This is a genomic window from Streptococcus oralis, from assembly GCF_019334565.1.
Classification (GTDB): Bacteria; Bacillota; Bacilli; order Lactobacillales; family Streptococcaceae; genus Streptococcus; species Streptococcus oralis_CR.
The window spans coordinates 915,363-931,901 of record NZ_CP079724.1 but is presented as its reverse complement, the minus strand read 5'-3'; the positions used below and the strand labels follow the sequence as shown (position 1 = coordinate 931,901).

Here is a 16,539-nt window from a genome sequence, read left to right as displayed (position 1 = left end):
TTTATGACAGATTTATCAAAACAACTACTAGAAAAAGCTCATGGTGGGCCGAAATTAAACCCTGACGAACAACGCCGCTATCTCGGGACTTTCGAGGAAAGAGTTCTTGGCTACGCTGATATCAGTACTGCCAATAGTCCTGAATTAGAACATGGATTTTTCTCTATTTTAGAGGGGTTTCAAGAAAAGGTAGAGGCACTTTTTGTGAAGATTTCACCAAATATCGAGTTTGACAAACAGGTCTTTTACTTAAAACAAGCAAAGGAAAGCAACTGTCAGGCGACTATTGTTTCAGATGATCATATCACCTCTCCTTTCGGTCTTGTCATTCATACAAATGAACCTGTTCAAGTAGACGAAAAGGACCTTAGACTTGCATTCTCAAGCCTCTGGGAAGAGAAAAAGGCAGAGCCACCTAAAAAATCCATCTGGAAAAAATGGTTTGGTTAATGATTTCTCATATTTAATAAACGACCAATATTAGTAGATGTGTGCTCCAAATAGAGTCTTGCATTTTTCAGACTGTCTTCCAAAGGTTCACTTTTTTCTAAAATAGAAAAGGCTCCTTGTATATTTTCGAATGGCAGGGAAGGTAAATCCTCGGAAAGACTACCACAAATAGCGATAACTGGAACTCCGTTAGGGGTTCTTTTTGCTACGCCTATAGGCGCTTTCCCAGCAAGGCTTTGACTGTCCAGTCTACCTTCTCCAACGATAACCAGGTCGACACCTGCAACTTTCTTGTCAAAGTCAATCAAATCCAAGCAAGTATCAATCCCAGATACGATACAGGCCTCAGCAAAGGCGCAGAGCCCAGCAGCAATGCCACCACCAGCTCCTGCTCCTTTAAGAGATAGGGTGGAAGGTGAGAATTTTTCATAGAACTCCTGTATAGCCAGATCTACCGTCTCAAATAAAGCAGGATCCAAGCCCTTTTGTTTTCCAAATGTATAGGTTGCCCCTTGAAGACCACATAGAGGGCTCACGACATCTGCTAAAATGCGGATTTTCACATCTTCAGGTATCCTATACAACTTGCTATTTGAAACTGACTCGAACTCAAGCAAAGTCTGACCGCAAGCTGGTAATTCTTTTCCATTCTTATCATAAAAACAATAACCCAGACCAGCTGCAATGCCAATTCCACCATCATTACTTGCCGTACCACCTACACCGATATAGATTTCTTTCATTCCAAGATCAATGAGATGGCGAATCAACTCTCCGATACCTCTGGTTTGGATGTGAAGAGGGTTTCGTTTCTCCCGCGGAATCTTTCCAAGACCAACCAAGTCAGCAACTTCAAAGAGCGCTATTTGATCTTTATAAAAGTAGCGCATGGCTTCTTTTAGGCCAAAAGGTCCTGTCACTTGGAACCATTTTTCTTCTAGTTCAAGAGAATGGCGAATAGCATCTACAGTTCCTTCCCCACCATCACCTACAGGGCAAAGCAGACATTCTACATCTGCTATTGACTGTTCAAAACCCCTTTTTATAGCTTGAGCGACCTCTTCTGCCGTCAAACTTTCTTTAAAAGAATCGGGTGCAATTACAATTTTCATAGTTCCCTCTCATTCTAAGAAATCAATCAAAGGTAGAACTTCCATAAAATCCCTCGTATCTACATGACAAGCTATCTCTGTTTTTACGACCTCTTTGGCACAAAATGCAATACCACGTCCTGCTGACTTTAACATCAAGAGGTCATTGGCACCATCACCGATGGCAATCGTTCTTTCTTTGGGAAGTTTCAGTTCTTTTTTCCATTTCTCAAGAGTATCTTGTTTTACTTGACCTGTCACAATTTCACCAACTAATTTACCTGTTAAAAATCCGTCTTTGACTTCCAACTGGTTGGCGGAGAAATAGGAGATACCAAGGGATTCTGCTAATCTCTCAACTATTGGTGTAAATCCACCAGACACTAGACCGACTAGAATGCCCTTCTTTTGAAGTATGGAGATAAATTCTTGGGCATTCTTGGACAGATGAATGGATTTGATGACAGTATCAAAGACCGAAACCGGAAGGCTTTTTAACAAAGCTACCCTCGCTCGTAAACTTGTTTCAAAGTCCAATTCACCTCGCATTGCCTGGCTTGTAACCTGCGATATTTCTTCTTCACAACCTGCTTCTTTTCCTAAAAGATCAATCACCTCTTCTGCTATCAGGGTGCCGTCAATGTCCATGACACACAAGCCTTTTTCTTGAGACATAAGCTTTCCTTTCTAAACAGCCCAAAAATCGTATGAAAGAATCATACGATTTTATCTATTAGTTGACTAAACTATGGTACAAGTCAAGATAAGACTTACAAGCTGTATCCCATGAGAAATCACATTCCATAGCTTGTTTTTGTAGATTTCTCCAAACGTCTGGCTGGTTCTTATAAACATCCAAGGCTGTTTGGAAACTCCAGTTAAGCCAGTAAGGTGTTAAATTATCAAAGCTAAATCCAGTTCCAGTTCCTTCTATCGGATTGAAGGATTGAACCGTATCACGCAAGCCACCAACTTCATGAACCAATGGTAGAGTTCCATAACGCATCGCCATCATTTGAGACAAACCACATGGTTCAAAACGACTCGGCATGAGGAAGAGATCACAAGCTGCGTAGATTTCTTGAGCAAGTTTGACATCAAAAGTGATATTTGCTGATAACTTGTCTGGATAGACTTGTGCAAACCAAGAGAAGGAATGTTCAAAAGCCGGGTCACCTGTTCCTAAAAGGACTATTTGAACGTCCTCCTGTAAGAAACGATGCAAGCTTTCTACAACGACATCAAAACCTTTTTGGCGCGTCAATCGAGAGACAATCCCAACTAGAGGAACATCTGCTCGCACTGGCAACCCCACTCTCTCTTGCAATTTTGCTTTGTTTTGTGCTTTTCCAGATAAATCTTCCTTATCAAAATGATAGTCTAAAAGTGGGTCTGTTTGAGGATTATAAAGATCTGCATCAATACCATTGACAATCCCTGAAATCTTACCTGACTCCATGCGAAGAATCTGGTCCAAACCGCAACCGAACTGACTGGTCATAATCTCATGCGCATAGCTAGGAGAAACGGTTGAGACACGATCTGCATAGAGAATACCAGCTTTCATCCAGTTGAGACAATCATTCCAGCGAAGGGTGCCATCAGCATAGCGTTCAAAGCCAACACCGAACAAATCCCACAGCATTCCTTCAGAAAATTGACCTTGGAATTCCAAATTATGAATAGTTAAAACGGTTCTGATTCCTTGATATGCCTGAATCCAATGGTACTTTTCTTTTAACAAGAAGGGAATCATGGCTGTGTGGTAGTCGTGGACATGGAGAAGGTCAGGGATAAAGCCGATGCGTTCCATGGCTTCAAGAGCAGCCAGTTGGAAAAAAGCAAAGCGTTCACCGTCGTCAAAATCACCGTAGACATGACCACGGAAGAAATAATACTGATTATCAATGAAGTAGAAGGTAACCCCATTCAAGACCGTTTTTTTAATACCACAGTACTGTCTACGCCATCCCACACTAACTTCAAAGTGGAGAACATCCTCTATCTGGTCACCGAACTTAGCTTCTACCATATCATAATAAGGCAAGAAAACTGCAACTTCGTGCCCCGCTTTTACAAGTGATTTGGGAAGTGCGCCAATGACATCGCCCAAACCACCTGTTTTTGAAAAGGGTGCTCCTTCTGCCGCTACAAATAAAATTTTCATGAATAAATGTCCTCTGTTACTGTTTCACCCTTCTTAACTACAACTGGATGTTCTGCCGTTCCTCGAATGACAACACCGTCCGCAACTTCAACGCCCTTGTCCAAGATAGCATATTCAACTCGGGCACCTTGACCAATCACAACACGAGGGAATAAAATGCTGTCCTTCACCACACTATCCTTGTGAACATAAATGTTACGAGATAGGACTGACTGAACTACCTCACCCTCAATGATACTACCAGAAGCAAATTGAGAAGTACTTACTTTTGAAGTATTCGCATAGTAGGTTGGTTCTTCATTCTTAACTTTGGTATAAATCTTTTGATTTGGTGAGAAAAGTGAGTAGAACTTTTTAGATTCAAGCATATCAATATTTGCTTGATAATAAGACTGAACAGAATGAATGTTTGCTAAGTAACCTGTGTATTCGTAAGCAAAAGCACCTTCTTTTACAGCTAAATCGCGGAGAACATAGCGCAACTTTTCAGGATATTCTTTCTGAGCCTCCTCTTCAAGTCGTTCAATCAACCAAGGAGTGTCCACAACAAAGATATCTGTAGACATGTTGAAGAGTTCATCTGTAGATTTATTATCAAGGAGTTTGTGCGAACGAACATGGTCAGTTTCATCGATTTCCAAGATAGCATTCACATCTGAAATGTCTTTCTTTGGAAGTTTCTTATATACAACTGTGATCGGACCATTTGTTGTATTGTGTAGGTGGAAGACTTGATTCAAGTCAATATTCACCAGCACATCGCAGTTAATCGAAACGGTTTGGTTTGAACCCGAACGTCTCAAGTAGGTGAGAAGCTGTTGGTAATACTCTTTTCCAACTGTACTGCTTTCAACACGAGTATTGTAAATTCCTAGATAGTAGTGACTTAGAAGGGTTGACAAGCCCCACTCACGACCTGAACGGATATGGTCGAAAACTGAGCTGATATTATCTTGTTGGAAAATACCAAAGATACTACGAACACCTGCATTTGCAAGACTGGAAAGGGGGAAGTCAATCAAACGGTATTTCCCACCGAAAGGCAAGCTAGCCACCGGACGGTGTTCTGTTAACGTTGACATATCATGAAAACCAACTGTGTTTCCTAAAATGGCTGAATATTTATCAATCTTCATCTGTTGCTACCCCCACTACTTCATTGTATCCTACTACTTGTACTTCATCCGTTCCGTCAATCTCTACGCCGTCTGCAATGATGGCACCCTCACCAATAATAGCACGAGTAATCTTTGCTCCATGGCCAATAATAGCCCCGCTCATGATGACAGAATCAACGACCTCAGCACCTTCACGTACTTGTGCTTCTGTTGAAAGAATCGAACGTTTAACAGTGCCATCTACAAAACAGCCATCCACGACCAATGAATCTTCAACGTGTGCATGCGCACCAAAGTAGTTTGGTGGTGAAATCAAGTTTCTAGAGTAAATTTTCCACTGACGATTGCGACTATCCAAGGCATTTTCTGGTGAAATGTACTCCATATTGGCTTCCCAAAGTGACTCAATCGTACCAACGTCTTTCCAGTACCCATTAAATTCATAGGCATAGACACTTTCACCAGACTCGAGATAGTTAGGGATAACGTTCTTACCAAAGTCTGACATATCCACATTGCTCTTTTCAGCAGCAACAAGCATATTGCGAAGCCGTTTCCAGTCGAAAATATAAATTCCCATAGAAGCCTTTGTAGACTTAGGTTGCGCAGGTTTTTCTTCGAATTCAACGATACGGTTATTGGCATCTGTATTCATGATACCGAAACGGCTAGCTTCTTTGAGAGGTACGTCTAGGACAGCTACTGTCAAACTGGCATTATTATCCTTATGGGACTGAAGCATATCATCGTAGTCCATCTTGTAGATGTGGTCACCAGAAAGAATCAAAACATACTCAGGATTAACACTGTCGATGTAGTCAATGTTTTGGTAGATAGCGTGACTAGTCCCTTCAAACCAACGGTTTCCTTCGCTGGCTGAATAAGGTTGTAAAATAGAGACACCTGAATTGATACCATCCAATCCCCAGCTAGAGCCATTTCCGATATGGTTATTCAAAGCAAGAGGTTGGTACTGAGTAATCACACCAACATTATGGATTCCAGAGTTTGCACAGTTGGAAAGAGCAAAGTCAATGATACGGTAGCGCCCACCGAATTGCACTGCCGGTTTGGCAATGCTTTGAGTGAGTTTTCCGAGACGTGTTCCTTGCCCACCCGCAAGGATCAAAGCTAGCATTTCATTCTTCATTTTCTACTCCTTTATAAAGACATATGAACGTTAAAATCGAAAGAAGGTCGGAAGTCAAACTTTTTTATAAAAATAATAGGAAATCCATTTCTCTTGTGTTTCAAGTCCAATACAAGTACATCCGGTTTTAAATTCTAAAAAATTGTAATCAACAGCTCATTATTCTTTTTTCTTAGTTGGTTTCAAACGACGCTTGATTTTCCAGATGCTTGCTCCCATGGCAGGCAAGGTGAAGGTCAAGGTCTGCTCATAATCTTTCCATAAGCTTTCTTGAGTCTGAACTGTTTGATTGTGCTCTTTCCACACACCTCCCCATTCTTCTAATTCTGTATTCCAAACTTCTTCGTAAATACCTGCAACAGGTAAACCAATCGTAAAGTCCTTACGTTCAACTGGTGCCATGTTAAAGACACAGACTAACATTTCGTCTTTCTTGCCCTTACGAATAAAGGAAAGGACACTCTGATCTCTATTATCAGCATCGATAATCTCGATACCATCATAACTAGTATCAATTTCCCAAAGACAGCGATGGTCTTTATAGAATTGATTGAGTTGAGAAGTAAAATGCTTCATCTTGGCATTCATCGGATCTTCTAGATTAGACCATTCCAACTGCTCCTCAGACTTCCACTCTAGGAATTGCCCGTACTCACTACCCATGAACAAGAGTTTCTTACCTGGATGACAAATTTGATAGGTGTAGAGGTTGCGCAGACCAGCGAACTGATTGTAGCGATCTCCCCACATCTTATGCATCATACTCTTCTTACCATGAACGACTTCATCGTGTGAGAAAGGTAGGAGATAGTTTTCATTGAAAACATACATAAAGCTGAAAGTCACAAGATTAAAGTCATACTTGCGATAAATCGGATCTTCCTCGTAGAAACGGAGAATGTCGTTCATCCAGCCCATATTCCATTTATAGTCAAATCCAAGGCCGCCCATTTCTTTCATACCAGTAATCTTTGTTGCTGATGAACTTTCTTCTGCAATCATCATGATATCTGGATGAGCTAACTTGATCACTGTGTTCAACCGTTGAAGGAAATAATAACCCTCGTAGTTAAGGTTTCCACCATCTTTGTTTGGAGTCCAAGGAGCATTATCATAATCTAGATACAGCATATTGCTCACTGCATCGACCCGAATACCATCTAAGTGGTAAAAATCAATCCAAAATTTAATACTTGAAATCAGGAAAGACTGGACCTCATTTTTTCCGAGGTCAAAATTCAGTGCACCCCAACCGTAGTTATGAGCCTTGTTGTGGTCTTGGTATTCAAAAGTTGGTGTACCGTCATAATATGCCAATGCATCATCATTAATAGTGAAATGACCTGGAACCCAGTCGACGATAACACCGATATTATTTATATGACACTCTTCAACGAAATCTTGGAATTCCTCAGGTGTACCATAGGAATGTTCAAAAGCAAAGTAACCCATAAGCTGATAGCCCCAGCTCAATCCAAGTGGGTGAGCCATTAAAGGCATGAACTCAATATGTGTATAGTTCATCTCAACTAAGTATGGAATCAACTCGTCTTTCAGTTGTGAAAACGTATAGGGACTACCATCTGGATTTCTCTTCCAAGATCCTGCATGGGCTTCATATATATTAACTGGTCTCTCGAAAAATCCCAGACGTTTGCGACGTGCTAGCCAAAGGCCATCTTTCCATTTCTTTTCACGGATATTGGTCAAAACAGCTCCTGTACCCGGTCTAGCTTCAAAATAAACTGCCAACGGATCGATCTTCATAATCTGGTGACCATTTGCACGCGTGATATGATATTTATAAATCTGACCTTCCTGGGCTTGACTTGTAAAGACTTCCCAAACACCTGCTTCATTACGAACCATGGGAATCTGATTCTCAACCCAATTAGTAAAATCACCAACTAGATGAACTGCTTGTGCATTAGGGGCCCAAACCCTAAAGGTATAGCCTATTTCTCCGTTTTTCTCCTCTCTATGCGCTCCTAAATAATGCTGGAGGTGAAAGTTCTCACCTGTAGTAAAGGTTCTTAATGCTTCTTGATTATTCATTCAATCCCCTTTCTTTTGTAAGCGTTTTCTATAATTCTATTATACACTCTTTTAAGATAACTTTCAAGTAATTTACGAAGGAAATCATATTTTTTTATGAAAGCCTTCAAAAAATTACCTAGCATTTTAAAAAAGATATCCAGAAAATAGAACACGAAACAATTTCCATATATTTTTTTATTATAATACCAGAATATTCGTTTTTTATCAATTTTCTACTGTATTTTTTTGAAAAAAACAAAATCAGGAAGTATTTTTCCTGATTTTATAGATTATTTCACATCAAAAACAATGGATTTAACATTTGTCATCGCTTCGATACTATATTTAATTCCTTGTACTCCTGCACCAGAACCTTTTACACCAAGGAATGGGAAATTATCTGGTCCACGTTGTGTTTTATTATTAATATGAACGGTTCCAACTTCAAGTTTTTCAGCAATTTCAAATGCCTTCTTAAAGTCATTTGTAAAGACTGAAGATTGAAGACCGAATTCTGATTCATTAGCAATTTCTACCGCTTCATTGGCATCTGCAACTCGAATAATTGGAAGAACAGGTCCAAATGGTTCTTCCCAGGCTAATTTCATATCTCTTGTGACATAATCAAAAAGTCCAGGCCAAATGAGGTTGTTTTCACGTTTGATTAGGCTGAGCGCCTTAGCACCCTTTTCTTGAGCATCTTCAATCAATCCCCAGATGAAATCAGCTGAAGCATTATCAATAACTGGCGTGATATCTGCATTGTCAAATGGATCACCGACCGTTAGCTTAGCAACTTCAGCTTGGAGCAATTCAGCCAATTTGTCAGCTACGCTTTCCACAACCAAAACACGTTTGATAGCGGTACAACGCTGACCAGAGTAGCTAAACGCACCACCTACGATTTGCTTAGCTGCATTTTCTAAATCTGCATCTTCTAAAACAATTGCTGCATCTTTCCCACCAAGCTCCAGCATAATCGGGCGCATACCAGCTAAACGACCAATACGCTCCCCAATCGGTGTTGAACCTGTAAAGTTAATGAAGTTCACTTCCTTGTGTTCGATGATGTAGTCACCGATCTCAGAACCACGTCCAGTGATGGTGTTAAAGACACCTGCTGGGATTCCTGCTTCGTCAAATGCTTTAGCCAACAAGAGACCAGAAATAGACCCTTGTGTTGGTGGTTTGAACATAACGACATTTCCTGCAATCAAAGCTGGAGCAATCTTAGATCCAGAAAGGTTGACTGGGTAGTTAAACGGTGCAATAGCTAAGACGACTCCAACTGGCTCACGACGGACAACGGCTAGTTTATTTTTACTTGCAGCTTCAAAACCGCCACCTTCCATTGCTTGTCCAGTGATACGGAGACCTTCCTCAGCAGCAAAACGAATCAATTCTGCTGTACGTACTACCTCTCCAATGGCTGCTTTAATCCCTTTTGCAACCTCTTTGGCAAGAATGGTACCAATTTTTTCTTTATCACGTTCCAAAATGTCTGCTGTCTTATGCAAATAGGCTGCACGCTCAACGGGTGCTAAATCACGCCATGCTGGGAGAGCTGCACGCGCAGCTTTCATAGCCTCATCTACTTCAGCCTGACTCATAGCGGGTACTGTACCCAGCTTTTCTTGATTGATGGGAGAATAGATGGCAATTTCATTCTCCGATGATTTCCATTTTCCATTCACTAAATTCTGATAATTTGTCAAATTCTCTTCCTCCTGAAAATGATTAAAACTTATTTTATCAAATTTTCAGAAAATTACAACCCCTTTTTGGAAAATATTGATATTTTTTTCACAAACTTGATTCTTCAAATTATTTGAAATTTATTCCTATTAGATATTGGTTTTTAAATAAAAATCAAAAAAGGTCTAGCTTTAACTAAACCTTTTTGCTGCATTTACTATGAAAGTACCTTCAAGACTGCAACGCTGATATCATCAATCACATTAGACTCTTTAGAACGACTATTGGACACCAGCATTTCAAGATTTCCCGCATTTTCAAAGTAGAAGGAAGTTCCCTTGGCATTGAATACCACCAATAAGTGCTCTGCTCCGCCGTGAATTTCGTAAACAATCCACCCACTATTTTCAGCAGCTGTATGGACGAAGACATGACGATAAACTTCTTCGTATGTAGGATAAGAGAAAGCACGTGTTTGTGTTTTTAGGCGAATAATCTGGCGAATAAAGTCAATGCTCTCTTGTCTCTCATTGATTAAATCCCAGTTGATCTGGTTGACACTATCTGGAGCATTGTAACTATTCATGGCCCGTTCTCTATCTGCCGGAGTCAGCTCGCCATTTTCTCCTGTAGCAAGGAGTTTGGTACGACCAAATTCTTGCCCCAGCTCTATAAAGGACATCCCTTGCATAAGAATGCTCATCGCTGTTGCTGTCTCGACCTGACGCATAATCTTATCTGAACTGTGATCTGGGTGAAGGGTTGCTAACAAATCATGCAAGTTGTAATTATCATGGGCTTCCACGTAGTTAAGAACTTGGTTTGGACTAAGATATGAACCCAACTCTCGGCTACCAAGAATAGCTTTGGCTACAATCGGCTCTGTAGCTGCACCACTAACAAATCCTGCCTTGATTGAGCCATAAACTTCTCCTCCTTTGATCGCATCACGCTGATCATCGTTGAAGAAGCCGATATTTGGCATTTGGTAGGCATTGTCCTTCTTGGCCTTGTCATAAGGTGCAAGACCTGTTCCCATATCCCAGCCTTCTCCATAAGTTATAATACGGGGATCAACCTCATCTAGCGCCCAACGAATTGCCTGCATGGTTTTGACATCATGAATACCCATCAAGTCAAAACGGAATCCGTCAATATTGTATTCTTTCACCCAATAAAGGAGTGAGTCAATCATATACTTGCGGTACATTTCGGGTTCGCTTGCGGTTTCATTTCCAACACCTGTGCCGTTTTGGAAGGTTCCATCTGGATTCATACGATAGTAATAATCGGGAACAGTTGTTTGGAAAGGTGCATCAACCGTTGAGAAGGTATGGTTGTAAACGACATCCATAATGACACCGATTCCCGCATCATGATATGCTTGAATCATGGTTTTAAGGTCTCGAATAACCTGTCCAGGATCATCTAGATTGCTAGAGAAACTTGGTTCAGGAGCATTGTAGTTTTGAGGATCATAGCCCCAGTTATAGGTTACATTTCCATCCTCGTCATATTCCTTATGGCGATCAAAGATTGGTTGGAGTTGAACATAATTACAGCCGAGTTCTTTGATATAATCAAAGGCTGTTGCTTGACCATACTGGTTAACCGTTCCAGTCTGGGCAGCTCCAAGGAAGGTCCCTCGAAGATTTTCTGGAACTCCAGATGTCGGTGATTTTGTAAAATCACGAATATGCATTTCACAGATAACGGCTTTACATGGATTTTCCAAACGCCAAAGGGCGTCTGTCCCATGTTTGACTTTAAATCCTTCCACCTGTCTATCTTGCTGAGAGAGGATGACAGAACGTTTCCCATCAGGACTTGTAGCGATAGTGTATGGGTCTCGTATCAAGGTCTGGTGGTGCGGAAACTCAATCTGATACTGATAGGCTTTACCTGCAAGATTTTCATCCAGGTCTACACTCCAAACACCAATGGTATTGTACTTATGGCTATATGAATAGCTATTCCCACGCTCAAGATTAAAGGTTTTCCAAATCGGAGCATCGTTGCTGGTATTTTCATAGACAACCACCTGTACAGCTGTAGCTGTAGGAGCCCAGAGTTTAAAGCTTGTCTGGTAGTCAGAGATACTATAACCCAACTCTCCTTGGTATCCCCAATGGTGATCAAAACTTTCACTGTGAAAGGCTTTATCAAAAGCAAACGGGTTTCGATCTTTATAGCAAGGACTTGCAATGGCTGGATTTTCAGAATAATAAACCGTCTCATCACCATCCAAAATCCAAACCTCAGTCAACAGTGGATAATAGTTAAACCGTAGGATATAGTCTTTTGTCTTTCCATCTATTTCGACAGAAAAGGTCAAAGTATCGAGCCTTTCTGTACTTGTGACTGTAAAGGAGAATTTTGCTCCAAAATAGTCATTATCATAATACAAATTTTCTTTAACATCTGCCTGTTTTCTACTGAATGAACAAGCATCATAATCCCCATTTTTTCGGTGAAAATGGATGACTACTGGGTATCTATACATTTCTTTTCCTAATTCCTAATTTCAATTTTAATTTTTTTATGTGGTGCTGAAGAATTTAGCGGGAATTTCAGCACAATAGAGAATAACATTAATAGATATAAAAATACATCAGGAGAGATAGTTTCAGACTATCTAACATCTAGTTTTCAACTATTCTTTACAAACTTTCTAGCCAAGCTTCATCACGAACTTCGATACCAAGTTCTTGTGCTTTTTGGAGCTTGCTTCCTGCATCTGCTCCTGCTACGACAAGATTCGTTTTCTTAGAAACACTGCCTGTGACTTTGGCACCCAGACTTTCGAGTTTGCTTTTGGCTTCTGAGCGCGTGAGACGTTCCAATTTTCCTGTTAATACAACTGTCAAACCTGACAAGGCTGCATCTGCTACTACTGTCTGTCCTTTGTAGTCCAGATTAACTCCAGCTTCTTTCAACTCGTCTAAGAGAATCTTCGATCCTTCTGTAGCAAAATAAGTCTGAAGACTTTGAGCAATCACACTACCCAAGCTCTCGATACTTGCTACTTGCTCAGGATCAGCTTGGGCTAGATTTTCAATAGAGTGGAAATGTTGGAGCAAGAGTTGGCTAGCCTTGCTTCCGACATGGCGAATTCCCAGACCAAACAAGAGCTTTTCAGCAGAGTTTTCCTTGGACGCTTGAATGGCCTGATACAGTTTAGAAGCAGACTTTTCCTTGACACCTTCTAAAAGGAGGAAATCTTCTTCTTTCAAACGATAAATATCTGCCACATCCTTGACTAAATTGGCAGCAAAAAGCTTTTCAACGATAGATGGACCAAGTCCTGTAATATTCATGGCATCTCGAGAAGCAAAGTGAATCAAACCTTCCATGATTTGGGCAGGGCACCGTGGATTGATACAACGAAGAGCCACTTCATCTTCAAAATGAAGCAAGTGACTGTCACAGCTTGGACAGTTAGTCGGAATATCTAGTTTTTCTTCAGAAACACGCTTGGACTCTACCACACGCAAAACAGCAGGAATGATATCTCCAGCCTTATAAACAATAACCGTATCGCCCTTTCGGATATCCTTTTCGGCGATATAATCTACGTTGTGCAGTGTTGCACGACTAACAGTGGTCCCAGCAAGCTGAACAGGTGTTAGATTGGCAGTCGGGGTCACAACACCCGTACGACCTACTGTCCAGTCAACTGAAAGGAGCTGGGCTTCTTTTTCTTCAGCGGGAAATTTATAGGCGATTGCCCACTTGGGTGCTTTAACGGTAAAACCGAGTTCTTCTTGACCTGCTAGGTCATTGACCTTGATTACCACCCCATCGATATCGTAAGGCAGTTTCTCCCGTTCTTGTCCTACTTCTTGGATAAAATCCCATACTTCATCTATACTTTCAGCCAGAATTCGCTTCGGATTAACTACAAAACCAAGCTGTTCAAGATGCTTCAAGACCTTTTCTTGGCTATCACGAGTAGAAGGGCTTGCTTCTTGATAGAGGAAAGTCGAAAGATTACGCTTGGCCACTACTGCTGTATCCAACTGACGGAGGGTTCCTGCTGCTGCATTACGAGGATTGGCAAATTCAGGCTCTCCATTTTCTTGACGGACTTGGTTGACCAGATCAAACGAAGCGCGTGGCATGTAACACTCTCCACGAACAGTGATATCAAGTTCTTCTGGCAAGGTCAAAGGAATATCCTTGACACGCTTGAGGTTTTCTGTGATATTTTCTCCAATAGACCCATCACCACGTGTGGCACCGACTACCAAAATTCCCTTTTCATAAGTTAGCGAGATAGACAAACCATCGATTTTCAGCTCGCAAATATAGGTCGGTTGGGGTAATTCCTTTCGAACACGCGCATCAAAAGCTTCTAACTCTTCACGTGAAAAAGCATCCTGCAAACTATAAAGAGGATACTGATGACTGTATTTTTCAAAACCATCTAAAACCTTACCACCAACACGATGGGTCGGACTGTCCGCTAAAACTTGATCCGGATAGGCGGCTTCCAATTCGACCAACTCTCGGTAGAGGCGATCATACTCACTATCTGAAACCGAGGGATTGTCACTCGTATAGTACTCGGTCGCATAGCGGTTAAGTAAGGCAACTAACTCATTCATTCTTTCATTCATAATCCCATTTTACCACAAAGCAAGCCCTCCTCACAATAGAGAAGGACTGAAAAATGGTTTGTAGTGTAATATTTTCTAAAAAAGAGAAATTATAACTCTTTTTCAAAATGACTTCGCACATAAACGAGGGATAGACAAGACAGGACAATAACCCCGCTTCCAATTATCAGAAAAGAAGAGAGATCGACACTTGGTAGCACCGTCATAAAGCCTTTTGCAATCGGCATAAATAGGATGGCTAAGGTAAAAATGGTGCTTAGTACTCTTCCCAAGTATTCCCCCTCAACCTTGGTTTGCACCTGAGTAAAAAAGTGAATATTAAATATCGTCATAAACAGTTCACAAACTAAATTTCCAGAAAAGGAAAGAAAAGTTGGCAATGGTAACCCCATCATAAAAACTCCAACTCCAGTCAAGGCCAATAGAATCAAAAGATTATAAACACCTGCCTTTATTTTGCTAGCTAGAAGAGCTCCGATAATCGAACCAATAGCGCCCATAGTCAAAATAGTTGCATAAGCTCCTTCTACCCCGTATAGTCGATTTGAAAAAGGAAGGAGAAATTCAAAAGCTGCAAAAAAGAAATTAACACTAGAAGCTACTACCAAAAGGAAAAAGATCTCTTGCTGGCGCCAAATATAGCGAATCCCTTCTTTCATATCAGCAAAAATATTTTTCCAGCTGAGAGTCCTTTTCACTTGTTCCTTAGCCTCTTTTTTGGGGAGGAAAGCTACTAAGATAAATGCGATGAAAAAACTAATGGCATCTAAAACGAGTGTCATATGGAGACTGGCAAATTGTAAAACGATGAAAGAAAGTACAGGGGAGCTAACGCCTACAACCTGCAAAACTAACTCCAAGCGAGAGTTATAGGTCACTATCTCGTCTTTCTCTACAACCTCAGTTATAATGGCTTTGTTGGCTGTACGAGAAAATGCAAAGGCAACCGCCTGAACAATATTTGCGAAGATCAGAGCAGCAATCATCAAGCTATCATTTCTGATGAAAGAAATAGCTAAGCAAAGAACGCCACAAATTAAGTCTGTCGTCATCAAAATTTTGCGACGCGAAAAGCGGTCTGAAATCACTCCGCCAAAGGGATTGACTAGAATCGATGTAACCAACTCAGAAATCTGGTAAATCCCAAGAACAGTCTGTCCTACCGTTCCCATTGATGCTAACCAAACACTATTTCCATAATCATAGAGCATATTCCCTATCTTATTAATAGCCCCACGACTAATCAACTGGATTGCATGTCGATTCATATAAAAAGCTCCTCTCAAATTTTGAAACTATTGTATCAAAACTGAAAGGAGTCTCTTTATTTTTCCCTTATTTGGGAAATTTAAGCATTTACAAATTTTTCATAATGTTCCTGATAGTAGGCCACTTGCTCTGGAAGTCCAAGTACATCAAAAATATGCATGGCTTCCTGCATCTGACAACAACCTTCTTCTTTCAAGTCTCTCTGGTAGAGGGCAAAACCTTTGAGATAATGGAAGATATTGCGCTCATAAAGCTTGATACCATTTCCAATCAACTTCTCCACATAGGCCTCAAAATAGTCCGCATTCGCAAAAGAACGGTTCTCCAAACAATGCTGGTAACAGTTAAGAGCTAAAATCAAAACGAGTTTACGATGCCGACCAATTTCCTTGTAGTACTCTTCTCGCTCCATAACTTCTCTGCCAATCCGAGCTACATAGTCCACATTGTAGAAAGTATAGAGATTACCGAAAAGAATCAACTCATACATAGTCCATTCTTCTGTTTGAAAAAGATAATCTGCTACCTTTTCCAAATCACTCTGACTCATCCTGTAATGAGCATCTCTTTGACAAATCAGACCTTGTAGCAGAATCCAATTCAGCTCAAAATAGAGGGGATTGGTCGAACTCTTTGCTTTCTCAAGCTGTTCCTTTTGAAGCTTTTGAAAACCTGCAATATCATTTGAGTAGTAAAGCGGAATAATCTGTGCCATCAAGGCAACATGTTCATGATTTTGAAAATCTCTAGCCTTGTCCATGAAATTTTCAATAGTCACATGAATATTGTCCAAAATCTCAAAGAAACGAGAAACTGCTAGATCAGACTCCCCAAGCTCGAAGCGAGATAACTGAGAGGTTGAACATGATTCACCTGCCGCCTCTTTTAAGGAGTACTTCCCACTTGTTCGAAATTCACGAAATACCTTTCCAAGATGTTCCAT

The 16,539-nt window shown here is 40.7% G+C and carries 12 protein-coding genes; 1 reads left to right on the top strand and 11 read right to left on the bottom strand.

All coding sequences use genetic code 11. The features are described 5' to 3' along the window. The first annotated feature begins 3 nt into the window (after window positions 1-3). Window positions 4-450: a DUF1694 domain-containing protein gene (locus KX728_RS04610; protein ID WP_042902244.1), complete on the top strand. Its 447-nt coding sequence runs from the start codon at window positions 4-6 to the stop codon at window positions 448-450. Here the strand turns inward: KX728_RS04610 and KX728_RS04605 are convergent. The 11 genes from KX728_RS04605 to KX728_RS04555 all read right to left on the bottom strand — a co-directional run bounded on the left by KX728_RS04605 (window position 447) and on the right by KX728_RS04555 (window position 16,539). Beyond that, window positions 447-1,562, bottom strand: a complete 1,116-nt coding sequence (locus tag KX728_RS04605; RefSeq protein ID WP_042902243.1) for a glycerate kinase — start codon at window positions 1,560-1,562, stop codon at window positions 447-449. The two genes, KX728_RS04610 and KX728_RS04605, sit on opposite strands and share 4 nt — an antisense overlap. 9 nt (window positions 1,563-1,571) lie before the next feature. Then, window positions 1,572-2,216, bottom strand: coding sequence for a phosphoserine phosphatase SerB (gene serB, locus KX728_RS04600; RefSeq protein ID WP_042902242.1), 645 nt, complete (start codon window positions 2,214-2,216; stop codon window positions 1,572-1,574). 58 nt (window positions 2,217-2,274) lie between these two features. Further along, the gene (gene glgA, locus KX728_RS04595; RefSeq protein ID WP_042902241.1) at window positions 2,275-3,708 is read right to left on the bottom strand and encodes a glycogen synthase GlgA; all 1,434 of its coding nucleotides are present in this window, start codon (window positions 3,706-3,708) and stop codon (window positions 2,275-2,277) included. Continuing rightward, complete coding sequence (glgD, locus tag KX728_RS04590) at window positions 3,705-4,844, bottom strand: glucose-1-phosphate adenylyltransferase subunit GlgD (protein WP_215804691.1); 1,140 nt, start codon at window positions 4,842-4,844, stop codon at window positions 3,705-3,707. The genes glgA and glgD overlap by 4 nt, the downstream gene beginning before the upstream one ends. Next, window positions 4,834-5,976 (bottom strand): glucose-1-phosphate adenylyltransferase, encoded by a 1,143-nt coding sequence (locus KX728_RS04585; RefSeq protein WP_000787250.1) that lies wholly within the window; start codon window positions 5,974-5,976, stop codon window positions 4,834-4,836. Before KX728_RS04585 ends, glgD begins: the two co-directional genes overlap by 11 nt. Window positions 5,977-6,135: 159 nt before the next feature. Next, complete coding sequence (gene glgB / locus KX728_RS04580) at window positions 6,136-8,031, bottom strand: 1,4-alpha-glucan branching protein GlgB (protein WP_215804692.1); 1,896 nt, start codon at window positions 8,029-8,031, stop codon at window positions 6,136-6,138. 272 nt (window positions 8,032-8,303) lie between these two features. Beyond that, a complete protein-coding gene (locus KX728_RS04575) occupies window positions 8,304-9,728 on the bottom strand; it encodes an NADP-dependent glyceraldehyde-3-phosphate dehydrogenase (protein ID WP_042902239.1) in 1,425 nt (474 codons plus the stop codon). A gap of 197 nt (window positions 9,729-9,925) precedes the next feature. After that, window positions 9,926-12,211 carry a type I pullulanase gene (pulA, locus tag KX728_RS04570; RefSeq protein ID WP_215804693.1) on the bottom strand — a complete coding sequence of 762 codons (2,286 nt, stop codon included), beginning with the start codon at window positions 12,209-12,211 and terminating at the stop codon, window positions 9,926-9,928. Between the two features lie 157 nt (window positions 12,212-12,368). Next, window positions 12,369-14,327 carry an NAD-dependent DNA ligase LigA gene (gene ligA / locus KX728_RS04565; RefSeq protein ID WP_215804694.1) on the bottom strand — a complete coding sequence of 653 codons (1,959 nt, stop codon included), beginning with the start codon at window positions 14,325-14,327 and terminating at the stop codon, window positions 12,369-12,371. 89 nt (window positions 14,328-14,416) lie between these two features. After that, the gene (locus KX728_RS04560; RefSeq protein ID WP_001079360.1) at window positions 14,417-15,595 is read right to left on the bottom strand and encodes an MFS transporter; all 1,179 of its coding nucleotides are present in this window, start codon (window positions 15,593-15,595) and stop codon (window positions 14,417-14,419) included. A gap of 80 nt (window positions 15,596-15,675) precedes the next feature. Beyond that, entirely contained in the window at window positions 15,676-16,539 is an 864-nt protein-coding gene (locus KX728_RS04555; RefSeq protein ID WP_215804695.1) for an Rgg family transcriptional regulator, read from the bottom strand.

Excerpts from the sequence above, each read along its gene's own strand:
- KX728_RS04610 (WP_042902244.1), top strand. The coding sequence starts at position 4 with ATGACAGATTTATCAAAACAACTACTAGAAAAAGCTCATGGTGGGCCG.
- KX728_RS04605 (WP_042902243.1), bottom strand. The coding sequence starts at position 1,562 with ATGAAAATTGTAATTGCACCCGATTCTTTTAAAGAAAGTTTGACGGCA.
- serB (WP_042902242.1), bottom strand. The coding sequence starts at position 2,216 with ATGTCTCAAGAAAAAGGCTTGTGTGTCATGGACATTGACGGCACCCTG.
- glgA (WP_042902241.1), bottom strand. The coding sequence starts at position 3,708 with ATGAAAATTTTATTTGTAGCGGCAGAAGGAGCACCCTTTTCAAAAACA.
- glgD (WP_215804691.1), bottom strand. The coding sequence starts at position 4,844 with ATGAAGATTGATAAATATTCAGCCATTTTAGGAAACACAGTTGGTTTT.
- KX728_RS04585 (WP_000787250.1), bottom strand. The coding sequence starts at position 5,976 with ATGAAGAATGAAATGCTAGCTTTGATCCTTGCGGGTGGGCAAGGAACA.
- glgB (WP_215804692.1), bottom strand. The coding sequence starts at position 8,031 with ATGAATAATCAAGAAGCATTAAGAACCTTTACTACAGGTGAGAACTTT.
- pulA (WP_215804693.1), bottom strand. The coding sequence starts at position 12,211 with ATGTATAGATACCCAGTAGTCATCCATTTTCACCGAAAAAATGGGGAT.
- ligA (WP_215804694.1), bottom strand. The coding sequence starts at position 14,327 with ATGAATGAAAGAATGAATGAGTTAGTTGCCTTACTTAACCGCTATGCG.
- KX728_RS04560 (WP_001079360.1), bottom strand. The coding sequence starts at position 15,595 with ATGAATCGACATGCAATCCAGTTGATTAGTCGTGGGGCTATTAATAAG.
- KX728_RS04555 (WP_215804695.1), bottom strand. The coding sequence starts at position 16,539 with ATGGAACATCTTGGAAAGGTATTTCGTGAATTTCGAACAAGTGGGAAG.